The organism is Mycobacterium colombiense, from assembly GCF_001665835.1.
GTDB classification, from domain to species: domain Bacteria; phylum Actinomycetota; class Actinomycetes; order Mycobacteriales; family Mycobacteriaceae; genus Mycobacterium; species Mycobacterium colombiense_A.
In genome coordinates, this window is the sequence record NZ_LZSX01000025.1 from 103,890 (window position 1) to 125,334 (window position 21,445).

General features: G+C 65.1%; 16 protein-coding genes. 7 read left to right on the top strand and 9 right to left on the bottom strand.

Annotated features, from left to right (window positions below; genetic code table 11):
• Positions 1 to 56: 56 nt before the first annotated feature.
• Positions 57 to 1,724: a (2,3-dihydroxybenzoyl)adenylate synthase gene (locus A5760_RS04925; RefSeq protein ID WP_064878226.1), complete on the top strand. Its 1,668-nt coding sequence runs from the start codon at positions 57 to 59 to the stop codon at positions 1,722 to 1,724.
• A 330-nt stretch (positions 1,725 to 2,054) separates the two neighbouring features.
• Here the strand turns inward: A5760_RS04925 and A5760_RS04930 are convergent, their stop codons facing one another.
• Together A5760_RS04930 and A5760_RS04935 are read right to left on the bottom strand one after the other, a co-directional pair.
• On the bottom strand, positions 2,055 to 3,116 hold the full coding sequence (locus A5760_RS04930; protein ID WP_064878228.1) for a 3-deoxy-7-phosphoheptulonate synthase: 1,062 nt from the start codon (positions 3,114 to 3,116) through the stop codon (positions 2,055 to 2,057).
• A 303-nt stretch (positions 3,117 to 3,419) separates the two neighbouring features.
• Positions 3,420 to 4,280, bottom strand: coding sequence for a LysR family transcriptional regulator (locus A5760_RS04935; protein ID WP_064878230.1), 861 nt, complete (start codon positions 4,278 to 4,280; stop codon positions 3,420 to 3,422).
• Positions 4,281 to 4,386: 106 nt separating this feature from the next.
• Here A5760_RS04935 and A5760_RS04940 point away from each other — a divergent pair, with 106 nt between their 5' ends.
• On the top strand, positions 4,387 to 5,097 hold the full coding sequence (locus tag A5760_RS04940) for an SDR family oxidoreductase (RefSeq protein ID WP_064878430.1): 711 nt from the start codon (positions 4,387 to 4,389) through the stop codon (positions 5,095 to 5,097).
• Between the two features lie 31 nt (positions 5,098 to 5,128).
• On the opposite strand, the gene A5760_RS04945 is transcribed toward A5760_RS04940, so the two are convergent.
• The 4 genes from A5760_RS04945 to A5760_RS04960 all read right to left on the bottom strand — a co-directional run bounded on the left by A5760_RS04945 (position 5,129) and on the right by A5760_RS04960 (position 10,128).
• Positions 5,129 to 5,746 (bottom strand): TetR/AcrR family transcriptional regulator, encoded by a 618-nt coding sequence (locus A5760_RS04945; protein WP_064878232.1) that lies wholly within the window; start codon positions 5,744 to 5,746, stop codon positions 5,129 to 5,131.
• A gap of 98 nt (positions 5,747 to 5,844) precedes the next feature.
• Complete coding sequence (locus tag A5760_RS04950) at positions 5,845 to 6,591, bottom strand: maleylpyruvate isomerase family mycothiol-dependent enzyme (RefSeq protein WP_082279337.1); 747 nt, start codon at positions 6,589 to 6,591, stop codon at positions 5,845 to 5,847.
• A gap of 173 nt (positions 6,592 to 6,764) precedes the next feature.
• Entirely contained in the window at positions 6,765 to 8,093 is a 1,329-nt protein-coding gene (locus A5760_RS04955; RefSeq protein WP_064878236.1) for a PPE family protein, SVP subgroup, read from the bottom strand.
• Positions 8,094 to 8,451: 358 nt separating this feature from the next.
• Complete coding sequence (locus A5760_RS04960) at positions 8,452 to 10,128, bottom strand: NAD-dependent malic enzyme (RefSeq protein WP_064878432.1); 1,677 nt, start codon at positions 10,126 to 10,128, stop codon at positions 8,452 to 8,454.
• Between the two features lie 820 nt (positions 10,129 to 10,948).
• On the opposite strand from A5760_RS04960, the gene A5760_RS04965 reads away from it, so the two are divergent.
• The 4 genes from A5760_RS04965 to A5760_RS04980 are packed head-to-tail and all read left to right on the top strand — an operon-like array spanning position 10,949 to position 16,613.
• The gene (locus A5760_RS04965) at positions 10,949 to 12,340 is read left to right on the top strand and encodes a condensation domain-containing protein (RefSeq protein ID WP_064878238.1); all 1,392 of its coding nucleotides are present in this window, start codon (positions 10,949 to 10,951) and stop codon (positions 12,338 to 12,340) included.
• A 36-nt stretch (positions 12,341 to 12,376) separates the two neighbouring features.
• Complete coding sequence (locus A5760_RS04970) at positions 12,377 to 14,023, top strand: ABC transporter permease (protein WP_064878241.1); 1,647 nt, start codon at positions 12,377 to 12,379, stop codon at positions 14,021 to 14,023.
• Positions 14,023 to 15,366 (top strand): hypothetical protein, encoded by a 1,344-nt coding sequence (locus tag A5760_RS04975; protein ID WP_064878243.1) that lies wholly within the window; start codon positions 14,023 to 14,025, stop codon positions 15,364 to 15,366. The genes A5760_RS04970 and A5760_RS04975 overlap by 1 nt, the downstream gene beginning before the upstream one ends.
• A complete protein-coding gene (locus A5760_RS04980; RefSeq protein WP_064878245.1) occupies positions 15,366 to 16,613 on the top strand; it encodes a hypothetical protein in 1,248 nt (415 codons plus the stop codon). Before A5760_RS04975 ends, A5760_RS04980 begins: the two co-directional genes overlap by 1 nt.
• Positions 16,614 to 16,696: 83 nt before the next feature.
• Here A5760_RS04980 and A5760_RS26935 read toward each other — a convergent pair whose 3' ends face one another.
• The 3 genes from A5760_RS26935 to A5760_RS04995 all read right to left on the bottom strand — a co-directional run bounded on the left by A5760_RS26935 (position 16,697) and on the right by A5760_RS04995 (position 18,422).
• Complete coding sequence (locus A5760_RS26935; RefSeq protein ID WP_196771991.1) at positions 16,697 to 17,314, bottom strand: hypothetical protein; 618 nt, start codon at positions 17,312 to 17,314, stop codon at positions 16,697 to 16,699.
• Positions 17,311 to 17,808 (bottom strand): DUF1254 domain-containing protein, encoded by a 498-nt coding sequence (locus A5760_RS26940; protein WP_064878249.1) that lies wholly within the window; start codon positions 17,806 to 17,808, stop codon positions 17,311 to 17,313. The genes A5760_RS26935 and A5760_RS26940 overlap by 4 nt, the downstream gene beginning before the upstream one ends.
• Before the next feature lie 146 nt (positions 17,809 to 17,954).
• Complete coding sequence (locus A5760_RS04995) at positions 17,955 to 18,422, bottom strand: hypothetical protein (RefSeq protein WP_064878251.1); 468 nt, start codon at positions 18,420 to 18,422, stop codon at positions 17,955 to 17,957.
• 320 nt (positions 18,423 to 18,742) lie between these two features.
• Between A5760_RS04995 and A5760_RS05000 the strand changes: the two genes are divergently transcribed.
• Positions 18,743 to 21,187: an arylsulfatase gene (locus A5760_RS05000; RefSeq protein ID WP_196771994.1), complete on the top strand. Its 2,445-nt coding sequence runs from the start codon at positions 18,743 to 18,745 to the stop codon at positions 21,185 to 21,187.
• Positions 21,188 to 21,445: the final 258 nt, after the last annotated feature.

Consider the following 21,445-nt stretch of genomic DNA (forward strand, 5'->3'; position numbering starts at 1 on the left):
CTTACTCCCTGCATCCCCGCTACTAGCCCCGTTCGAAGCCCCCCGCTAGAGGAGCCATGAGCCCGAACACACCGCAGCCGCCGGCCGAAGTCCTCGACGGGTTCGTGCCGTTTCCCGCTGAGCGGGCCGCCGCCTACCGGGCGGCCGGCTACTGGGCGGGACGGCCGCTGGACGCGATCCTGACCGACGCGGCCCAGCGATGGCCCGGCCGGACTGCCGTCCTCGACGCCATGGGCGACACCGGCCTCAGTTATGCGGACCTCGACGACCAGGCTAACCGCGCGGCCAGTGGGCTGCGGAGCGCGGGTGTCGCGCCGGGAGACCGGGTGTTGCTGCAGCTGCCGAACGGTTGCCAGTTCGCGGTGGCGCTGTTCGGGCTGTTGCGTGCGGGGGCGATCCCGGTGATGTGCCTGCCCGGCCACCGGGCCGCCGAACTGGGGCATTTCGCCGAAGTGAGCGAGGCCACCGCACTGCTGATCGCCGATACCGCAGCGGGTTTCGACTACCGCACGATGGCGCGAGGGCTCGCCGAGCAACACGCCGCGCTCGAGCACGTCATCGTCGACGGCGACCCGGGACCGTTCACCTCATGGGCACAGCTGTGCGACCGGGCGACCGCCGGCACGCCATCGTCGGCGCCCGACCCGGGATCGCCTGCGCTACTGCTGGTTTCAGGCGGCACCACGGGCACACCCAAGCTCATCCCCCGCACCCATAACGATTACGTTTTCAACGCGCGGGCCAGCGCCGAACTCTGCGGGCTCACCTGCGACGACGTCTATTTCGCGGTGCTGTCGGCCGGCCACAATTTCCCGCTCGCCTGTCCGGGCCTGCTCGGCGCGATGACCGTCGGTGCCACCACCGTTTTCGGCACCGATCCCAGCCCCGAAGCGGCATTTGCCGCCATCGCACGCCACGGCGTCACGGTGACCGCCCTGGTGCCGGCGCTGGCCAAGTTGTGGGCGCAAGCCTGCGATTGGGAACCCGTGACACCAAAGACATTGCGCCTCTTGCAGGTTGGTGGCGCCAAGCTGGAACCCGAGGATGCCCGCTTGGTGCGCGGCACCCTGACCCCGGGGTTGCAACAGGTCTTCGGGATGGCCGAGGGGCTGCTGAACTACACCCGGCCCGACGATCCCCCGGAATTCACCGAACACACTCAGGGGCGACCGATGTCGGCCGCCGACGAATTGCGCGTCGTCGACGCGGCGGGCGAACCGGTGGACCCGGGCGAGGAAGGCGAACTACTGGTCCGCGGGCCGTACACGTTCAACGGCTACTTCCGCGCCGAGCGCGACAACGAACGCAGCTTCGACCCCGACGGCTTCTTCCGCAGCGGCGACGTGGTGCGGCTGCGCAACGACGGCTATCTGGTGGTGACCGGTCGGGTCAAAGACGTGATCTGCCGTGCCGGGGAAACGATTTCCGCGGCCGATCTCGAGGAGCAGATGCACAGCCACCCGGCGATCTCCTCGGCCGCCGCGGTCGCGCTGCCCGACCCATACCTGGGCGAGAAAATTTGTGCGGCAGTCGTTTTCAATGCTCCCGAACTGACGCTGGCGGAATTGAACGGCTATCTGGACTCCCGTGGTGTGGCCGCGCACGCCCGCCCCGACGTCCTGGTTGCGATGTCCTCGCTGCCGACCACGCCGATCGGCAAGATCGACAAAAAGGCTATCGCCAGCCAGGTTTCGGAGCAACAGACATCAGCCAGTCCGAGCTGAACAACTCCGCTTCCGGGAACATCCGCGCCAGCGGCTATTCCAGGATTTCGCCGACAATGCGAGACAGTTCGGCCGCCACCTGATCGAGGGTGCGCGAAAATCGCTCTCCCGAACCACTTTTCGCCACATCGCCAGGAATGCCTGCAGCCCGGCCAACGGTCCGGCTTTCAGTTCTTTGCCCAGGATGCGCGTGGTGACGTCGTCGGTCCATCGAACAGCCTCGGTCGTCAGGTCGTATTTGCCGCCAGGCATCCTGACTTCACATGAGGCAGGTAGCAAGCCCATCTTCGTCCTGGACAGCTGACCCCGCCGCCGGATGGCGGTCCGCCATCAGCCCATCGCGGCGTTGAGGTCGGCGAGCAAGCCCGCCGTGGTCCCGAAGTCCATGCACTGATCGGTCACCGATTGGCCATAGGTCAGCTCGCCGCCGAGCGATTGCGCACCGGCCACCAGGAAGCTCTCCAGCATCAGACCGGCGATACCGCGCTCGCCGGCGGCCAGGCGTGCGGCCACCTCGGCTGTGACTTCGGCCTGCCGCACATGGTCTTTGGCGGAGTTGGCGTGTGAGCAGTCGAGCATGACCTGTGCGGAAAGCCCCGCCTTGCTCAGCCGTTCGATGGCGGTCGCCACCGAAGCGGTGTCGTAGTTGGGCCCAGCGGTGCCGCCCCGAAGGATCACGTGGCAGTCGGGGTTGCCCATGGTCTGCACAACGGCCGCGCGACCCACGTTGTCGGTGCCGAAGAAATGGTGCGGCGCGGCCGCGGCTTTGACGCCGTCGATGGCGACCTGGATATTGCCGTCGGTGCCGTTCTTGAATCCAACCGGCATCGACAGCCCGGACGCCAACTGGCGGTGCACCTGCGACTCGGTGGTACGGGCGCCGATCGCACCCCAGGCGACGGCGTCGGCGATGTACTGCGGACTGGTGGGCTCCAGGAATTCACATCCCACCGGCAGGCCGACGTCGATGATGTCGAGCAGCAAACCGCGCGCGATGCGGATGCCGCGTTCGACGTCGAAGCTGCCGTCCATGTTGGGATCGTTGATGAGTCCCTTCCAGCCGATGGTGGTGCGCGGCTTCTCGAAGTAGACCCGCATCACGATCTTCAGCCGGTCGGCGTACTCGGCGGCGAGCGGCGCGAGCCGGCGCGCGTAATCGAGTGCGGCGACGGGATCGTGCACCGAGCAGGGGCCGACCACCAGTAACAGCCGGTCGTCACCACCGGCCAGGATCGCCGAGATCTCCTCGCGATCGCGCTGCACGGCCTGGGCACGCCGGGCCGTCAACGGCAGCTCGGTGCGGATCGCCGCCGGCGCCGAGAGCTCCCGGAACGAAACGATCCGATGATCGGACGTATCGATAGCCGCCGTCTCGCAATTGATGATGGACATGGAGGGTGTGTGCCTTTCTCTGCTGGCTCCCAGGGCACGCCCGCTGGTTCCCGATGCCCTGAAAAACGAAAAGCAGCGACCTTGTGGTCACTGCCGGGCTCCGGGTATCAGTCGTGCGGTTGCGTCAACCAGACGCTGCATCGCTGGCTCCACCCGGAGCCACGATAAAGCGCCAATACGCGCGCACGCCGATATTCACGTCGGCGAAGATACCACGCCGGGGCGGCACCGCCGAAAGCGGCGTCGCGGTAACGCCCGGCGCGACCCAGGTCTGGGATCGGAAACCGTGGTCGCCGAACCGAATCAGTGCAGACCGAGCGCGGCGATCTGATCGAGGAACGCGCGCGCGGGCGCCGATGCGCTCGCGGAGATCGCCAGGCCGAGGCGTCGCACGGTCTGGGGCAGCAGCGGTCGCACCGCGACGCCGTTCAGTTCGGGCAGGCCGGCGCTGGGCAGGATGCTCACCCCGAGCCCGGCGCGCACGATCTCGAGCGTCGCGGCCATCTCGCGCGCTTCGAAGGCCAGGTCGAATTCGATCCCGGCGCGCCGCGCGATCGGCATGAACACCTCCGCGCAGCCACCGGTGCTACGGACGAACGGTTCCTTGGCCAGGTCGGCGTAGGTGATGGTGTCGTTGGACGCCAGCCAGCTGTCGGCCGGCACTACGGCAACCATTTGCTGTTCGCCCAGGACCGCCACGTCCAAACCCTTGACGGGCAGGCTGACCACACCGGCCTCGGCGGCCCCCTGGTCGAGCCAATCCATAATCTCGTTCTCGCTGCCCTCCAGCAGCCGGATGGTGACGGCCGGATGCCGCTGGGCGAACGCCCGTAGCTGCGGAGCGACGAGCGAGGCGGTGGCAGACGGCACGCTGGCCAGGCTCAGCGTCCCGGTGACGTCGCCGGCCAACCCGGCGACCTCGGTGCGCATCAACGTCAGCTGGCGCACCGCCTCTCGCGCATGCGTCAGCGCGATGGCACCGGCTTCGGTGAGGGCCAGTCCGTCTCGGCGACGGAGGAACAGCGGCAGCCCCAGCTCCTTTTCCAGTGTGGCGACCGTGCGGCTGACGGCCGGCTGCGACAACCCGAGCCGACGGCCCGCCGCCGTGAAGCCACCCTGATCGACCACCGCAATGAACGTTTTGAGCTGCGACAACGTCGTCATCGATCCTCCATAAGACCAATGTCATCGCCCATACCAACAAAGTTATTAGCTATCCGCTTTCCAAAACGTTTAAGTAATCATACGAATGCTTTCGAAGGAGGACACCATGACCGCACGGCGAGTACTGATCACCGGGGCATCGAAGGGAATCGGGCGCGCGGTCGCCGACCGCATCGCGGCGTCCGGCGACATCCCGATCGGCCTCGCCCGCACCCGGCCCGACGACTTCCCGGGCGAGTTCTACGAGGCGGACCTCGCCGACCGGGCGGAGACGGACGCCGTGCTCGAGCGCGTCCTGACGAACGGGCGCGTCGATGCGGTGGTCAACAACGTCGCCGTCGCCCGGTTCGGCCGGATCGGCTCGATCGATTTGGACGACCTGTTCACCACGTACGACCTGAATGTGCGCACCGCCGTGCAGGTGGTCCAGGCGGTGCTACCCGGCATGCTCGCCGCCGGGTGGGGGCGCATCGTCAACGTCACCAGTCTGACTACCCTGGGCACCGCGGAGCGCACGCCCTATGCGGCCACGAAGGCGGCGCTGGAAGCGTGCACCCGAATCTGGGCTGGTGAGCTCGCGCAGTCCGGCATCACGGTCAACGCGGTGGCGCCCGGACCCATCGAAACCGAGATGTACCGCGAACTCAGCCCAGCCGGGTCCGAGCGGGAAGCTCGTGTCCTGCAGACCATTCCGCTGCGCCGTGTCGGCACGCCGCGCGAGATCGCACACGCGATCTGCGCGCTGCTCGATGAGGACGCGGGCTATATCACCGGTCAGATCATTCGGGCCGACGGCGGCGGAAGCATCGCCGCTTGACGAAGCTCATCGCCGCGCAGCTGGCAACGAACTAGCCAATATGGTTGGCGCGCAACGCCTCGAGCAGTCGGTCCATCACCGCGCCGGCGTCCGCACGCGCCTGCCGCTGATCGTCGGCGCGGGCAATGTAGAGCGTTGCCTCGCGCAGCGCGCCCATGATCGTCAGCGCCGTGGCCTCGACGGGCTGACGGGGGATGCTGCCGGACTCGATGGCCTCGGTGAGCAGCCCTGTCACGAATCCGATGTTGTAGCGGTGCCCGATGTCGCTCCAGCGTTCCCATCCCAGCACCGCCAGCGCCTCGAGCAAGACGATGCGCTGAATCTCTGGTTCGGAGCACGCGTCCAACCAGAGCCCCGAACACAGTCTCATGATCTCGACCGGATCCGAGTGCCCCGCGTCGGCGACGGCCTCCCCCAGCCGCGCGGCCATCTCGCCCTCCACCTGCTCGAAGACCGCCGCGAACAGCTCTGTCTTGTCGGCGAAATGGTGGTACAGCGCTCCGCGCGTCACCCCCGCGTCGCGGACGATGGTTTCCAGGGACGCGTCGGCGAATCCCACCGACGCAAACAGTGGCCGTGCCGCGCCCATCAGCGCATCACGCGTCACGGCCGCGCGTTCGGCCTGCGTGCGGCGACCGCCCTTCGCCATCAACCCTTACCTTTCACACCGCCCCATGCATTCTCATACATACCGTATGCAGGTCGCGGATTGTGGTAGCGCCGACCGGGCGTCGCGGTCTGCGTTCCTCAGAACACCCTGAGCCGGCGCACGATATCCAGCGCTGACGGATCACCCTCGGCCTGCACGCCCAAGCCCTCCCAGGTGCCGCGCTGGGTGACCCACCGCACGAAGGCCTGGGAATCGGACGTGATGCGTGCCGCGGCGTCGGACTGGCCGCCGAGACGCAGGGTCCGGGCACACAGACCGTCGAGGCGAACCTCCACGCCCGCGGGTAAGTCGTTGAGCAGGTTGACATTCTGCTGTGGCAGTGCCGCTTCGATCCAATCGAGCGTCGGGGCAAGCCGCAGCTCGTCGACGGGTGGCGGGCCTCCCCCCAACGGCCCGTCCGGCGCAAACAGGTCGTATCGAGTGTGAATGAAGGCCTCGAAGACGAACGTTGTCGGCACCACCCAGGCCGGGTAGGTGCCGACGTCGCCTATGGGTATGTCGACGTCCTGACCCTCGATTGCCGCGAGCACCTCCAGCCCCCGCGCGCTGACCGATTCATAGTCCGCCACAACCTCTTCGGGGGTCATCGAGCGTCGCGAGTCGACATAGAGGTCCGCAGCGCGTTCGGCGGGCATGCCGCCTGGGCTGGGCAGCGTCGACGGATCGACCGCCAACCAGAAGCTGCACGCCATGTGCGACACAAGGTCCTGCACCGACCAGCCGGAGCAACCACTTTCCTTCGCCCACAACGGTTCCGGCATCTGCGAGCAAAGTTCCAGCACGATTCTGCGTTCTTCCGCTATAGCGTCGAGCGTGGCACTCATGAGACCCCTACCTTCCAGATACATACCGTATGTATGAACATACACACTGTATGTATGAAGTCAAGCCGCAGAAGACAGGAGCCGGAGCGGCAGGAAGACTCGCCGCCAACCGCGGGCGGTAGGACATGAACCGCAAACCCGCCGATCCGACGAGGACCGGCGGGCAGGATCGGCTAGCCGGTGCCGAGCAGGCGTTGCTTTTGTTCGGCGAATTCGGTGTCGGTCAGCGCGCCGGTGGCTCGCAGTTCCGCGAGTTTGCCTAGCACGTCGGTGATTTCGCGCAGTTCGGCGGCGGTTCCGGTCGGCGCGCTGCGCGGCGACTGTGCACGCTCTTGCGGAGCCGCCCCCGCGGGGACCTGGCGACCGGGCGCGTGGCTCGTGTCGGCCGGTTGGCGACCCCGGGAGTCGGGTGCGCCGCGGCCGGGCATCGCCATCAATGGCGCACCACCGAACAGCGGCATCTGGCCGCTGAACAGCCCGGAACCCGCACGACTCGCCGGAACGGCGCCGGCGGCGGGCGACTCGAGCGCGGTCAGACGCACTTCCGGCGCCGCCGTGGACCAACCTTGCGGCACCGACATGCTGCCCAACGAGTTCGCACGTCCCATGCCCGCGGACACCGTCGCCGCCTTTCCGGACGAGCGCGAAACTGCGGGCTTTTCCGGCACGGCCTTCAACTTGGTGCCCGGTTCCGCGATCTTGTGTTCAGTGTCGGAAATGAACCCCGCGGCACCCGATACCCCGATCAGCCCCGTGCCATTGCCGAGGAATGCAGAGCCGAGCGACACCAGGTTGTAGGGGTTCATGAAGCCGGAGAAGTCGCTCAGTCCCGAGGACGCCGTCGACGACGTTGTGAGGCTTTGCAGCGCGTTCGGCACCGCGGACATCGTATTGCCCGATAGCGCCGACTGCACCTGTCCGGCCGACGTACCGGCGGCCTGTGTGGTCGCAGCAGTCTGCGCGGCCAGCCCGCCCTGATTGGTCGTCTGCTTGGGCGGCGTGAACGGTGTCACCTGCGAGGCCGCCTGGGACGCGCCCGCATAGCCATACATCGCGGCAACATCCTGGGCCCACATTTCGCCGTAGGCGACCTCGGTGGTTGCGATCGCCGGCGTGTTCTGGCCCAGCAGATTCGTGGCGACCAGTGACGACAGCTGTGAACGGTTGGCCGCGATCACCGACGGGTGCACCGTCGCCGCATACGCCGACTCATAGGCAGTCGCAGCGGCTTTGGCCTGCGTGCCGGCTTGCGTGGCCTGCTCAGCGGTGGCGTTCAGCCAGGCCACCTGCGGTGCGGCCGCGGCCGCCGTCGCCGCCGCAGACGGCCCCTGCCACGGCTCGCTGGTGAGCCCCGAGATCACCGACTCGATGTTGGCCGCCGTGGTGTGCAGCTCACTGGCCAGCTCATCCCACGCCGTGGCTGCGGCCAGCAGCGAGCCCGCGCCCGGGCCTGCATACATGCGGCCGGAATTGACCTCCGGCGGCAGTACCGCGAAGTGCATTGAGTTCCTCTGGGATCGTGGGGGCGTCGGTCATCTGACCCCGGTCACGCTCCCTTTGGTACCACGCGCTCTCAATTCTCAATCCCGCGCGCAAAATCGGCGCCAGGAGCAGCGTTCCCTCGTCACGGTTTGTCGATTGCCCTGCTGCGCTGGCATTTCGGGCGGCCACCAAAGTCGTTGCCCACAGCCAGGACTGGTGCGCGAGCGGAAAGTGAACATATTCACACCGCGCTCCAGTACCCGTAACCCGCGGTACGTCGCTTCGACAGCCGAAGTGTTTGCCGGATGAGCTCTCAAGCCGTAGCGGATCGACTCCATTGCGGGTCGTCGATCTCGGACGTCGTCAACGAGTACAGGTCTACGAGCCACCGTTGTTCACGGGGGTCGCGGATTCGGGGTATTCGGGGAGCCAATGCACCCGCGTGATGCGTTCGGTGAGTTCAGCGTCGCTGCGCGTCGGGGCGACGCCGTCCGCGACGGCCTGCACGGCGACGGCGTGCGCGATCCGCACCGCGATGTCGGGCACGTCCGACCATGCGGGCAGCAGCGGCTGGTCGGGCGCGGCGAGTGCCGGCGACGCCTCGCCCAAGGTCTCGGCGGCCACCCGCATCATCTCGTCGGTGACCCGCGTCGCCTGAGCCGCGGTCACCGCCAATCCCATCGCGGGGAAGATATAGACGTTATTGCATTGGGCCACTGGGCGTTCCACGCCGTTTCGGTGGAGCGGCGCGAACGGTGATCCGGTAGCGATCAGGGCGCGCCCGTCGGTCCAATGATCCAACTCCGCGGGGTGCGCCTCGGCGCGGCTCGTCGGATTGGAGAGCGGGAAGATGATCGGCCGCTCGGTCTTGCCGGCCAGCTCGCGCACGATGCTCTCGGTGAAGGCACCCGCGGCGGTCGACAGGCCGAGCAGCACACCGGCGTCGACGTGGTGAACGACGTCGGCGAGCTGGGCGGGCCCTGAAAGACCCCAATCCGCAACGCGACCGGCCGGCTGGGCGAATCCGCGCTGCGCGTCGGATAGGTCGGTGCGGTCATCGGTAAGCAGGCCGACTACGTCGACGACCCAAATCCGCTGCGAGGCCTCCTGTTCGGACAGGCCCTCGGTCATCATTTGCCGGCGAATCATGTCGAGCACTCCGATGCCGGCGGAGCCAGCGCCCAGCATGACGACATGTTGCTGCGAGAGCGGGCGGCCGGCGACTTTGGCGGCGCCGTGCAGCGCTCCCACGGTGACCGCGGCCGTCCCCTGGATGTCGTCGTTGAAAGTGAGGAGCTTATCGCGGTAGCGGGCCAGGATCGGCAGCGCATGCGTGGTGGCGAAGTCCTCCCACTGCAGCAACACATTGGGCAGATGCTTGCGTACCGCGGTGACGAACTTGTCGATGAATGCGTAGTAATCGTCGTCGTCGATGCGCCGATGCCGCCAGCCGAGGTATTGGGGATCGTCGAGGAGTTCGCTGTTGTCGGTACCCACGTCGAGCACGATCGGAAGGGTGCGCGCCGGATCGATTCCGCCGATCAGGGTATAGAGGGAGAGCTTTCCGATCGGGATACCCATCCCGCCGATGCCCTGATCGCCCAGGCCGAGGATGCGCTGCCCGTCGGTCACCACGATCACATCGACGTCGCGCTGCGGCCTGTTGTCCAGCACCTCGTCCAGACAGTCACCCTCGGCGTAGGAAACGAACAATCCTCGCGGCCGCCGGTAGATCTCACTGAAACGCTCGCAGGCCTCACCCACGGTGGGGGTGTAGACGATCGGCAGCGCCTCGGGGATGTGGTCGCGCAACACCCGGTAGAACAGTGTTTCGTTGCGGTCCTGCAATGCCCGCAGGTAGATGTGTTTGTCGAGATCGTCGCGCCGAGTGGAGAATTCGTGCCAGCAGTGCTGGGCTTGCTGCTCCAAAGTCTTCACCGTCGTCGGCAACAGACCCAAGAGCCCCAACCGCTGGCGCTCGGATTCGGTGTAGGCGGTGCCTTTGGTGGTCAACGCATCGAACAACCTGGCCGTACCGCGGAGCTCATCGGGCATCGTCAACATCCGTTCTTGCGAAGATTCACGGTGACGAGAAACGACGGGTTGTCCCGGCTATCATCGACCATCCCGGGCGCTTTGTCTGCGCGCAGCCGCTGTCGGCACCTGAATTCAACCTGAAGATCGCGACTCCATGCCGGATTCCGACTGAGCCGCAGTTTGCTTCCGCTTCGGCGTTCTCCCCAAGCTCCCGTGCGAGCGTTGGTATCGACAGGAGCGTAGGACGCAGTGCTGCGGCACTTTTGGCGATCTTTTGGTCGTTTGCCCCGGTCACCGCCGCGAGAAATCTTTGGCTGACACTATTCCAATACAGCCATACATCACGATATGGTAACCGGGGCGCCGTTTCGGCAGGTCCGCAAGCGTCAAGCGTGGGCTCGCCATGATAGCGCCCGCTCTGTGGGTGGGAATCGACAGGTGGGGTCATCACGTCGAGATAAATGCTTGTTTGGGTAGTCCCATTGTGAATTCTGCATGAATTAAATGACCCTGGAGGTTGACTACCTCACACTGAGCATGCATTCGGTTGGCGGAACTTCCCGGGCGATTACTCAAGCCCGAGAGAGGAATTTTATGATTGCGCCGCGGGAGCGTCGGCGACTCATTTATTTGCGCAGCTCAACAGCATGCAGGCGACCAACTGAAACCACGGTGAGCTCAATCCGTGGTGTGCATTGGTCGACAAAGGGGGCCGTAGGACACCTGCCAGGCCCACGAGACAGGGCCGTTTCAGCGACCGACTCACTCAGCAATACGAGGGCGTTGCCATTAAGGTCATCCGGACCGGCGTCGCCAGCTGACGGACGAAAGGTAGCGCATGTTCTTGGGCACGGTTGAGGACTGGACAGCCGAGGGCACCGTCGTCTCCTGGTATCCCACTGCGGCAACCTATCGGCGCGCCGCAGAAGCGCAATGCCACCCCGCCCCGGTGAGTTATCAGCAGGAGCAGCATCTTCGCTATTACCGTCGTCAGGTCAGCCGGGGCCGTGATATCCCCCGGCTGTGCATCGGGGCCTGGGAAATCAGCGGCATCTGCGATATCGATGCGATGACGCAGGCCGTGAATAGTCATCTGCGGCGGCACGACACCTACCACGACCGCTTTGCCTTCGGCGACAACGACGAGATCCTTCGCTATGTCATTCCCGACCCGGAGGTAATCACCTTGGCGCCAACGGATCTCGGGCGAATGGCGCCGAACCAGATTCGCAAACTGCTTCTCGATACACCGGACCCGCTGCAATGGGACTGCTTTACCTTCGGCATCATTCAGGCCCAAGACCGGTTCACCATCTATATCGCCGTCGACCACTTGCGCGCCGATGGCATGTCGGCGGGGGTGATCTTCCTCGACATCCAGACGATGTACTTCGCCGCGCTGCAGAGGGCGGAAAACCCGCTGCCGCCCGCCCCGAGCCACCGCGAATACAGCGCGAATCAGCATGCGTACACCAGCGGACTGAACGAGGAGTCGCCCGAAATCCAGTCGTGGCGGGCTTTTCTCGCGGCGAATAATGGAGCACTCCCGAAATTCCCGCTGGAACTGGGTGAGTCGAACGCGGACACGCCGGGAGCCATCGACGTGTTCGACCTGATCGATGACGACCAGGGCCGACGGTTCGAAGCGGTGTGCCGTGCAGCGGGTGCGCGTTTCAGCGGTGGGGTGTTCGCCTGCGCCGCGCTGACCGAACACCGGTTAACCGGCGCCGCAACGTATTTCGGGCTCACACCATTCGACAACCGGCGGGAGCCCGCGTACGCCACCGCGGTCGGTTGGCTGGCCAGTTTCGTCCCGCTGGCGATTCCGACCGCCGGTGCGTCATTCGATGAGGTGGTCAGCGCCGCCCAGGCATCTTTCGACGGCAACACCGCTCTGGGCGCCGTGCCCTACTACCACCTGCTCGAATCGACCGACCCGTCGTCGAACCCCATCGAGGTCCCCGACCGTCCCGTCCCGATGTTGTCCTACATCGACATCCGCAAGTTGCCGTTCGGCGATTACTTCGATGGCCTGCGCGCCGGCGTCTGGGGAGATAACCGGCTGTCGGAGACGGTGTGCATGTGGGTCAATCGCATGCACGACAAGACGCAGTTGGTGGTCGCCTACCCGGGCACCGATGTCGCCCGCAGGTCCGTCCTGCGCTACGTCGAGACGATGCGTGCCGAGTTCACCCGGGTGTGCGATGCCGGACTGCGTATCGATGCGTGATGTAGTTCCCGTCGTGGCGTCGCCGGAGGTCTCGGTATGAGTGCCCTGGTGGCACTCACCCTGCGAACGGTGTCAGCCTCTCGGCGCGACGCCGACCTGCTTTTCGCGGCGCTGGCACCGGTGGGCTGTTTCCTGGGGTTCACCCTGGTACTCGGCGGCCTCATTCACACCGGTCCGATGCGCTATCCGCAGTACGTCGTTCCGGTGGTCATCGTGCAGGCGATGCTGTTCGGGGCCATGACCACGGCCGACCGTGCTGCACGAGACCGGTTGTCCGGCTTCGGTTCCCGGCTTCGCACCCTGCCGGTGTCCGCAGCGGTGCCGCTGGGCGCGCGGATGCTCTATTGCCTGGCACGCGCGATCATCGCGTTGATCGCGGCCATCGCGGTCGGGTGGTTGTTCGACTTCCGGATGGAAGGTGGCCCGGGTGACACGGTTCTGTTCGTGATCATCGCGGTGGCGTTCGCGATGGCGGTCTGTCTCGGTGCGGATGCACTGGGTTCCCGGGTCGGCACCGTCGAATCGTCGAGCCAATTGCTGCTTCTCCCCCAACTGGTCCTGGTCTTGTTGTCCACCGGCATCGCTCCGGCGGAATCGTTTCCGGCATGGCTCGGACCGTTCATTCGCAACCAACCGATATCTCAGGTCACCGAGACGCTCCGCGCCCTTGCCACCGGTCACATCACCGGCCGGGATCTGACGGTGACATTGACGTGGTGCCTTGGCTTGCTCGCACTTTTCGGCGTTCTCGCGGTGCGGATGCAGCGACGCGTCAGCGCTGGGAGTTCGGGCGCACCTCTGATCGTCCGCAAGGCAGGTCAAGACGAGTTGCCGGCGCGCGATGCGTCCACAGATCAGACCCAGGTGGTTGTTAGTGACGTTGCACGGCAAAAGATTCCGTGCAATACATCGCTGACCGCCTTTGTCAGTCAAAGCGCCTCGGAGGCGGGACGGCTGCTGCGCCGCTGGCGGCGCGACCCGATTGTCGCGGTGCAAGCGCTGTTGTTTCCGACCTTTCTCCTCATCATCTACAAACTGCTGGTCGGCAAATCCGTCCTGGCCGCCACCGGACACGACAGCCTGTACGGGCTGGTCCCGATGTGCGCGGTGGTCGGCGCGGTGTTCGGAACGCTCGGCACCGGTCTGGCTTTGCCGTCCGAACGTGAGTCCGGTGTGCTGACCAGACTGTGGGTGCAGCCGGTTCATCGGGCGAGCACCGTCGCGGGGCGACTGGTCGCCGAGGCCGCCCGAACCATCACGTCCGCCATTGTGCTCACTGTCTTCGGGATCGCCCTGGGTCTGCGATTCAACTACGGCTGGATCGCAATGCTGGCTTTCGTCCTGATGCCCGTGGCGGTTTCGGCCGGCATGGCGACATTGGTCATCGCCATTGCTGCCCGTGCGGACGGTAAGGCGATGGTGACCTGGCTGGGTGCGGGGTGCGTAGTGCTGCTGTTCCTGAACACCGGTGTAGCACCCGCCGAGGTGTTTCCGGGCTGGCTGCAACCGGTGGTGCGATTTTCGCCCATCTCTCCGACGATCGAGGTGATGCGCGCGCTCGCGGAGGGCGGTCCGGTGCTGTCGCCGCTGTGGCAGGCCGGCCTGTGGGGCGGCCTGCTGGTCGCGGTGTTCGCTCCGGTGGCGGTGCGCGGGTATCGGGCTGCGGCCGAGGCAGGGTGCTAGTGGCGAGGCTGGCCCTGCTTGACCAGGCCGCGTTCCTACGGCTGCGCGCCACCGGTCAGGGCAGCACCGTGCAATCCACGTGGATCTACGACCGCGACGTGAACCTAGATGAATTGCGGGCCTTCAACGACAATCTCGGTGCCGGCTTGCTCGGACGCCGGATCGAGCGTTCGCCGCTCCCGTTCGGGCGTCATCGCTGGGTGCTCGACAGCCGCTCGCCCGACATCGCATGGGAGCCACCACGACCGCGTGGTGAGATTGGTGCCTGGCTCGAACGACGCGCCCGGGTGGGCGTCGATCCCGAGCACGGCCCGACGTATCATCTCGGCGTTCTGCCGTTGGACGACGGCGGTGCCGCGGTCACGCTGGTGGCATCGCACTGCGTGGTCGACGGCCTCGGGCTGGTATTGGCCGTCGCCGAAGCGGTCAAGGGAGAACGACGCAATCTTGGCTATGCGCGGCCGCATTCACGCGGCCGGGGGCGCGCGGTGTTGGACGACCTGGTCGATGCCCTTCGTGCCCTGCCGGCGGCGATCCGCGCGCTCATCGCTACCCTGCTGATTTTGCTCAGGGTCTCGTCCGATCAGCGGGGTCGTTCACAAGCGCAGCGGCCCCCGGGGCCCGTGCCGATTGACGACGACCCGAACACCTCGCCGTCGGTGACGATCCAAACCGACGCCGAGGCGTGGGAGGCGCGAGCGCGTTCCCTCAACGGAAGCGGCAACGCACTTTTCGTCGCGTTCGCCACTCGCCTGGCTCACCGGATGGGCAGGGTGCTGCCCGGCGGAAACTCCGTGACGGTGGTGCTTCCGGTCAGCGACCGCACCCCCGACGACGACCGCGCGAACGCGCTGAGCTCGATCACCCTGACCGTCGACGGGGCCGCGGTGGCCGACGACTTGAGCGCCGTGCGCGCCGACGTCAAGAGATCGCTGACGGCCCTGGAGCAAGAGCCCAACGAAATGCTCGCCGGACTGCCACTCATTCCTTTCACGCCACGCTGGCTGGTGCGGCGCGCCGAAGGCATCGCCATGTCGTCCGGCCAGCTTCCGGTGGGGTGTTCCAACCTCGGGAGCCTTGACAGCGCCGTCGGCCGCATAGATGGCGCGGATGCGACCGAGGTCTCCATGCGGCTGGCCGAGCAGGGCATCACCCAGGCCCGCATCGAGCAGGCCCAGGGCCAATTATTCTGCGGCACAGGCACTGTCAACGGCAGCCGGTTTCTCACCGTCGTTGCGTACCAGAGCGGCGCCGGCAACACGACGGCCACGCGCGAGCTCGCGTGTGCCGCGCTGGCCGACCTGCAGCTGTCCGCCACCACCGTTTACGAGGGCCGGAACTGATGGTGGACCTGGGCGTTAAGGCGGATCCGCGTGCCCGGAAGCGCCTTGTGGGTATCGGCGCCGCGATCGCGGCGTGGACCGCACTCGTGCTGTGGTGCGCGATCAAGGTCGTTCCGCTCGACGTGTACTGGATGTCGTATTACGCCGCCGACTACACGCACGGTTTCGTCCGCCGCGGGCTCGCCGGTGAACTGGTTCGGTTGGTCCCGGGACACTACTTCGGGGCCACACTCGGTCTGCGCTGGCTGTCGACCGCAGTCTACCTGTGCGCCCTGGCCACGGTCGCGGGTGTGGTGCTCTTCAGCCGCTATCGATCTGAGCGCCGGCTGTTGGTTGCGATGGTGATTCCGTTGCTGCCCTTCGGTGTTCCGTTCGCGGCGTTCTCGGCCCGCCCCGACCTGTTCGGCGGGGCGGCCCTGGCGCTGCTCAGCTCGGCGTTGGTGTTCACACGTTCTCGTGCGGTGGCGACCGGTTGGTGCGCGGCCTACGGCGCCGCGATCGCGGTGCTGACGCTGATGCACGAGGCGATAGGGCTGCAGTTCGCTTTGGGCGCGGTGCTGGCGATCATCGTCCTCGGCGGTGCGCTGGACTCCTCTCGGCGCCTTGGCGCACTCGTGGCTGTCACACCGGGGGTCATCAGCACGGCCGTGGTGGCGGTCTTCGGTCGTCACGACATCGCCTCTCGCCTGTGCGCGGCCGTGCCGCATCACCTGATGCCCAACCCCTTCGCGACGGTGACGTCACCGGAGACGCTGCTGCGCTTCGTGATCGATGGACGGTCCAGTCAGACGGACTATCACGACTGGGTGTGCCGCAACGTGATGCCGAACTACGACAACGGAATCGTGGCTGCCATCCGCACCGTCGGCCATATCGGAGCACTCGGCCTCACGGTCTCGTTGATTTTCGGTGCCGCTGCCGTCGCGGTGACGCTGTGGGGACTCGGCGAGCTTTCCGGCGTACCGCTGCGTGCGTTCGTCGAGGCGTTGCAGGGTCGGATGACCTGGGTTGCCGCCGGCCTGCTGTTGGTCGCACCGGTTTTCCTCACCGGCTACGACTGGACCCGCTGGCTGACGATCGTCGCGTTCGATATCGCCATCGTGTTCATTCTCTTCGCCGCACGTCGACCGGAGATCGAACAAGCCCCCACACCAAAAACCCTGCGGCTGTTCATTCTTCTCGTCATCGCATTCGCATTGATCCCGGTGGGCGCCGTTCCAGGTTTCGGCGGCCCGCTGATGGCTTGATCGGCCATCCCCCTGCCTGGACATGTTTGCGGCCATGCACGCATTATGTTCCAATCCAGAAGTAGCACGGTGCATTCCAGGAATTACACCCCGCAAACGTTGCTGTCGCGCTTGGTGGTCATGTCGACCTGCCCGGCGCCCGGTGTGGGATTGACCATGCCCTGGGTGCTGGTTACGGCCTCGTAAAACCACGTCGCGCGCTCGTCCAATTCGATGTGGGTGTCGGTCTCCTGCGCAATGTGGAAATCGAAGCTCTTGTACCAGGATGTCCCCGGCCAATAGGCCTCGGCGAAGCGCGGATTGACCTGCAAGTTCCGGTTCATCAGCTCACCCATCGCCGCGCCCTTGAGCAGGACGGACTGCTGGCGCTCATCCGGGTCGAACCGCTTACCCTTCTCGATGCCCAGCGGCAGCAGCATCGCCATCCACGCCTTATCGACCGGTCGTACCGGCTCCTCGTTGACGATGTCCGACAACAGCTTCCAGTAATCCAGCCCGCGTGGCGCGGTGGCGCTCCATTCGACGTCCTTGCCCGTGATGAAGCGGCAGGTACCCTGCCGGCCGTCCAACCGTGCCATCATGTAGGCCGAGGCGAACTGGTCGAAGTAGCCCGGCGTGGTGTCTAGGATGCGCAAACCGATGAAGATGTTGTTCGTCGCGCTCTGGAAGACGTTCACCCCGGCGCGCTGATATTGGGTCAATCGTTGTCGGGACCGACAACGATGTAGGTGGCGCCGCCACCGTTGTCCGGTCCGGTCAACCCGAGATCGAAGACCGGGCGCTGCCAAAAGTCCAACACCCCGCCAGCGGTCTTGCCGGGCGGGTAGGTGATCTGCAGGGGACCGTCCTCAAGGCTGATGAAGTTGAAGATGTAGGGCGTCGTCAAGTTGCCGGTGACGATGCCCCGTTTCTCCGTCAGCGATTCCAGGACCACGAAGTCAGTCTCGTCCTCCACCCCGAAGGCGTTGCCCTGGTTGTTACGCCATGCGGTGATGCTCACCAGCGGCATGGCCCAGATGTATGCCTGGCGGGCGCGCTGGTAGTCCATCTCGTCGAACAACCGCTGCGACGCCTCGTCGTCGAAATAGTTGTCAATCAATCGGATGCCCCCGATGGGGGTCTGCATCATCTCATCGCCACGCAGCGTGGCCAGTCCAAGCGGGACCTCTTCCATTTCGCCGGTTTCGTCGCTCATCGTCGACTCCCTTCGGGGCCATCGACCAGTATCGCGCCCCGCCGACCTCATCGGGAAGCCACCGCCCGCCTTACCGACCGACGGCACCCCAAGACAGGTGGATCAATTTTGCAGGAACCGCAAAGGGTCAATATTTTACGATCCGGCTACCGCCCTGCCTCACCGCGGCGCCGGGCGCGCAGCAGCCTCTGCATCGTGCGTAGCAGGCCGCGTGCCGCGTAAATGGCGGACACGACGGAAAGCAGAACCATGACGATGAACATCAGCAGCCAGTTCGCTCGGTCGTGGCTGACGTTCCACCAGACGATCGTGAATAACACGGCGCAGATGAAAACCAGACTGTCGCGCCAGTTTCCGCGATAAGAGAAGGCCGCCTCGCGTAGGGCACGGCTCGTCTCATTTGCTGCAATCATGTCGTCGATACGGTCGTTGATGCTTTGCTGCAGTCTTTCGCGTCGGTCCGCCTGCTCCTGCGGAATCCTTTCCAGGAGGTCAAGATCCTGCTTGATCAGGCTGCGGTAGTCCGGTCCCTTCAGGCCGCCTGCGGCGATCCCGAGCAACGCTCCGCCGGCGATGGGGGCCGCCCCCAATGTGAGCGCAGCTATTCCAGGCATCGTTCTCCTTCATGGTTATCGGCCGAGTATCCGCCGAACCTGCTGCGTTGCGCCAACACTCCCGACGTCGCGTCGCCGGTGCAGAAGATCTCGGCACGGATTTTCAACGATCGGTTCCGGATGTTGGGGCGCCACTCCCTCCGAAAGTCGGACGTGCCGGGATAGTAGTTCAACTCGTCGCGGTCCTTGCAATCGCTGGATATCGTCCGGCAGGTGTCGAATAATGCGTAGGCATGGAATTCTTCGACGAGACGCAGCCCGCACCCGTTGAATCCGACTCCGATCACGACAACATTCACCCAAAGGTACGGCGCCGCCACATGCTGGGCGGCCTCGCGGCTTTAGGGGTGGGCAGCGCCGGCGCTTCTGCGGTGGTCGCGGGGTGTCACGGTTCGCATAGCGGGAATCAAGGCGCCGAGGGACCCCCGAGCTACGGGACCGGGATCAACGAGGGCTTCAACGGCAAGATTGAACTCGACGTTCGCGACTCCAAACCCGACTGGGGCCCATTCGAACTCAAGCACGCCCCCGACGATGCACCCAATGTTTTGGTGGTGCTGTTCGACGACACCGGGATGGCGTCGTGGTCACCATACGGGGGACGCATCGACATGCCGACCATGCAGCGCCTGGCTGATAATGGGCTGACATACACGCAGTGGCACACCACCGCGTTGTGCTCGCCCACTCGGTCATGCTTGTTGACCGGCCGCAACCACCATGTGAATCGCTTCGCCTCGATCACCGAAGGGTCCGACGGATTCCCCGGTGCCGCCGCCCGCCTCCCTTCCCAGTGCGCAACCATCGGCCAGGTGCTCCAAGACAACGGCTACAGCACCTTCTGGGTGGGCAAAGACCACAATGTGCCCGAGGAGGACGTCTCCAGCGGCGGCAGTAAATCCGAGTGGCCGCTGCAGAAAGGTTTCGACCGGTTCTATGGGTTCCTCGGCGGTGAGACCAACCAGTGGTACCCGGATCTGGCCGAGGACAACAAATTCATCGAGCAGCCCTACAGCCCCCAAGACGGCTATCACCTGTCGAAAGACCTCGCCGATCAGGCCCTCCGGATGTTGCGCGACCAGCGGTCCAGCAATCCATCCAAGCCCTGGTACATGTGGTTCTGCCCCGGCGCCAACCACGCGCCGCACCACAGCCCCACCGAATACGCCGCCAAGTACAAAGGGCAATTCGACGACGGCTACGAGGCATATCGCGAGTGGGTTCTCGGCCGGATGATTGACAAGGGCATCATGCCCAAGGGCACCCAGCTGACGCCGATCAACCCATTGCCCACAGACGTTGCGGTGGAAGCCGATTCGGTGCGGCCGTGGAATTCGCTCAACCCCGACGAAAAGCGACTCTTCTCGCGGATGGCCGAGGTCTTTGCGGGGTTCTCCGAGTACACCGACGCTCAGGTCGGACGGATCATCGACTACTTGGAGCAGACCGGACAGTTGGACAACACCATCATCTTCTACTGTGCGGACAACGGCGCATCCGGCGAAGGCTCGCCGAACGGGTCGGTGAACGAAAACAAGTTCTTCAACGGCTATCCCGACGATCTGGCCGAGAATATGCAATATCTGGAAAAGCTCGGCACCCCCGACACCTACAACCACTACCCGACGGGTTGGGCGGTCGCGTTCTCCACACCGTTCCAGATGTTCAAGCGTTACTCCCAGTTCTCCGGCGGCACCTGTGACCCACTGGTGATCCACTGGCCCAAGGGCATCAAGGCAAAACGGCAAATCCGCCATCAGTATCACCACGTCACCGACATCGTGCCGACCATCTTGGACGTGGCCGGCGTCAAGATGCCGGAGGAACATCACGGCGTCAAGCAGTATCCACTCAACGGTGTGTCGATGCGGTACAGCTTCGACGACGCCAACGCGCCCACCACCAAAAAACGGCAGTACTACGCCATGCTGGGTACTCGCGGAATCTGGGCGGATGGGTGGAAGGCGTCCTCACTGCATGCTCCGCTGGGCGGAAAGGGTCATTTCGATCAGGACAGGTGGGAACTCTTCCACGTTGACGAAGACCGCTCCGAGTCGAAGAACGTCGCCGATCAGCACCCCGACAAGCTCAACGAGTTGATCAACGCGTGGAACGAGGAAGCCAGAGACAACTACGTCCTACCGCTGGATGACCGCTCGGCGACCGAAATGATCACCATCCAGCGACCGCAGTTCGAACCACCGCGAAATCGTTATCTGTACTACCCCGACACGTCGCCCGTACCTGAAGGCGTGGCGGTCAACATCCGCGGCCGGTCCTACAAGATCATTGCCAACGTCGATATCACGAACCACGCCCAAGGGGTGATCTTCGCGCATGGCTCACGCTTCGGCGGACACGCGTTGTTCATCAAGGACGGCAAGCTGCACTACGTCTACAACTTCCTCGGCATCAAGCCCGAGCAGGACTTCGTCTCCGAGCGACTCACGCCCGGTAAGCATTCGCTCGGCATGGAGTTCACCCGCGAAAGCTCCGGCAAAAATGGCGAATCCATCGGCACTACAACTCTTTACGTCGACGACAAAGCGGTCACCAAAGGCCCGATGCGGGCACAGATAGGCAAGTTCACCCTCGCCGGCGACGGGCTGTGCGTCGGCTTCGACAGCGGTGACAGCGTCTCCCAGCAATACCGCACCCCAGGAACCTTCACCGGCGGAACGATTCAAGGCGTCGCGGTCGACACCAGCAAAGAAGCCTTCATCGACCTCCAAAAAGAAGCCGCAGGCGCCCTGGCACGGGACTAGCACACCGTCAGGCTGCTAATACCTAGAGCCGCTTATCAGATTCTCATCTTCATGGCTGATCCGCCATTTCGATGTCCACGAAGATGAGAATTCCGCCCTCACGGGTGGTTTCGTCAGTGTGACTTCTTTCCCAGGCCCCGCCCTGCGAAACGGTGCTCCGGCACGTGGCCGGCGCGCTGCGAGGTGGCCACACATGCCGTGCACGCCACCTCGTGCGTCGGTACTATCGCTCCAAGCGGTCATTCCGGCAGGGCGACG